Below are 2,395 nucleotides of genomic sequence, written 5' to 3'. Positions count from 1 at the left end.
AGGCTGCTCCAGCTGCTTAAGCAAAAGAGTATTTAAAGTATCTTGAAAATCCCCATTTCGGTTTTAGTTGTTATCTACAAATCGAATGGGGAGGTCTTGCTGATAGAGCGGGCCGATAAAGCTAATTTCTGGCAATCTGTGACGGGTAGTGTGGATTCTCTTGGTGAGGATCTCGAGGTGGCTGCTGCGCGCGAAGTCCTTGAAGAAACTGGTATTGATATTCAATCCCTCCCTGCAGACTCTTTACGAGATATGCAACATCACATCGAGTATGAGATTTATCCGCAGTGGCGTCTTCGTTATCCTCCTGGTGTCACTAGAAATACTGAGCATTGGTTTTCACTACTGGTGCCGAACGATACTCAAGTCCAATTAGCCCCCCGGGAGCATGTCGCTTATCAGTGGCTTCCATTTACAGATGCCGCTAAAAAGTGTTTTTCTCCTAGCAATGGTGCAGCCATTCTGCAATTGTTCTCTGCACCTTAGTGCAGAAGTGACTAAGATAGAGTGATGAGACATTCATCAGGGCATCATCATTCAGCAGGCGATTCAAAACCATCTCAGGGGAGTGACTGGAAAGTCATTCGAGATTTACTCCCTTATTTGTTGGAATACAAATTTAGGGTTGCCATTGCGCTGACCTGTTTGGTAGCGGCCAAGGTTGCCAACCTTGGCATTCCGATTTTGATGAAGCAATTGATTGATGCTCTCAATATCAAGGCAGATTCTCCGCAAGCATTGTTGGTAGTCCCGGCCGGATTGATATTGGCCTATGGCCTTTTAAGAATCTCCGCCTCTTTGTTTACTGAGTTGCGTGAGTCTCTCTTTGCACGCGTTACCCAAAATGCGGTACGTAAAGTAGCGCTACAAGTTTTTGAGCATTTGCATTCTTTGGCCCTGAGCTTTCATTTGGCTCGTCAGACTGGCGGGGTGAGTCGAGATATTGAACGTGGTACTCGTGGCATCCAGTCTCTGATTTCTTATTCCCTATATAGCATCCTGCCAACTTTAATTGAGTTTTGTTTAGTGCTTGGTTACTTTGCCTATGCCTACGATATTTGGTTTGCTGCCATTACGCTGGTTGCTTTAGTTCTCTATATCGGCTTTACAGTTGTCGTGACTGAATGGCGGACCCATTTCCGTCGCACCATGAATGATATGGATTCCAAGACTAATCAGAAGGCGATTGATTCTCTCCTCAATTTTGAGACCGTCAAGTATTTTGGTAATGAGGCTTTTGAAGCGAGTCGCTACGATCAAAATTTAGTGCGTTATCAAGCAGCTGCAGTGAAGTCTCAGAAATCTTTAGCACTCCTCAATTTTGGTCAGCAGACGATTATTGCAGTTGGCCTAGTTATGATCTTGTGGCGTGCTACCTTGGGCGTGATTGACGGGTCTATGACCTTAGGTGATTTAGTCTTGGTAAACACCCTGATGATTCAGTTATATATTCCATTGAATTTCTTGGGGGTGATCTATCGTGAGATCAAGCAGGCGCTCACAGATATGGATCGGATGTTCTCACTTCTCAACACTGAGAAAGAGATTGCGGATGCGCCTAATGCGAAACCTTTACTAATTAAAAATCAAAGCCGTGGACCTGATATTCGTTTTGAGAATGTTTCGTTTCATTACGATGCCAAGCGTGAAATTCTGAAAGACGTGAGTTTTAATATTCCTGCGGGAACAATTACTGCAGTAGTGGGACAGAGTGGTGCAGGTAAGAGCACCTTGGCGCGTTTGTTATTCCGTTTTTATGATGTTCAATCTGGCAAGATCCTGATCGATGATCAAAATATTATCGATGTCACACAATCGAGCTTGCGCAAGGCGATTGGTATCGTTCCGCAAGATACAGTCCTATTTAACGATACGATTGGTTATAACATCGCCTATGGTAATCCCAATGCCTCTATTGAAGAAGTGCACGAGGCTGCTAGAGCTGCACAGATAGATCGCTTTATCGAACATCTACCAGATGGTTATGACACCCAAGTCGGTGAACGTGGCTTAAAGCTGTCAGGTGGCGAGAAGCAGCGTGTTGCGATTGCACGCACCCTACTCAAAAAACCAGCGATGCTCATTTTTGATGAGGCAACATCAGCGCTGGATTCCAAAACGGAGCGAGCCTTTCAGGAGGAATTGCTTGGTCTTGCCAAAAACCGGACAACCCTGATCGTTGCTCATAGGCTTTCTACCATTATTCATGCCGATCAAATTTTGGTCATGGGTCATGGCCAAATCGTGGAGCGTGGAACGCACATTGAACTCCTGGCTGCCAATGGCAGATATGCTGAGATGTGGCAAATGCAAGAGCGAAGTACTCTTGATTAGAATATCTGTATGAGCCAGCAAGAAACTATTCTCAAAAATGCTTTTGCGGCAGCTTTAGAGG

At 45.0% G+C, this 2,395-nt stretch carries 2 protein-coding genes; both read left to right on the top strand.

Annotated features, from left to right (window positions below; all coding sequences use genetic code 11):
• Window positions 1–42 precede the first annotated feature (42 nt).
• Window positions 43–486, top strand: coding sequence for a dihydroneopterin triphosphate diphosphatase (gene nudB / locus B7X71_RS15345; protein ID WP_293599001.1), 444 nt, complete (start codon window positions 43–45; stop codon window positions 484–486).
• Window positions 487–510: 24 nt separating this feature from the next.
• Complete coding sequence (locus tag B7X71_RS15340; protein WP_293601331.1) at window positions 511–2,334, top strand: ABC transporter ATP-binding protein/permease; 1,824 nt, start codon at window positions 511–513, stop codon at window positions 2,332–2,334.
• Window positions 2,335–2,395: the final 61 nt, after the last annotated feature.

The sequence above is a fragment of the Polynucleobacter sp. 39-46-10 genome (genome assembly GCF_002282275.1).
The sequence above is the reverse complement of the archived record's forward strand: the minus strand, read 5'-3'. Positions and strand labels throughout refer to the sequence as shown.

What these genes read in the sequence shown, in the direction of transcription:
- B7X71_RS15340 (WP_293601331.1), top strand. Translation starts at nt 511, where the DNA reads ATGAGACATTCATCAGGGCATCATCATTCAGCAGGCGATTCAAAACCA.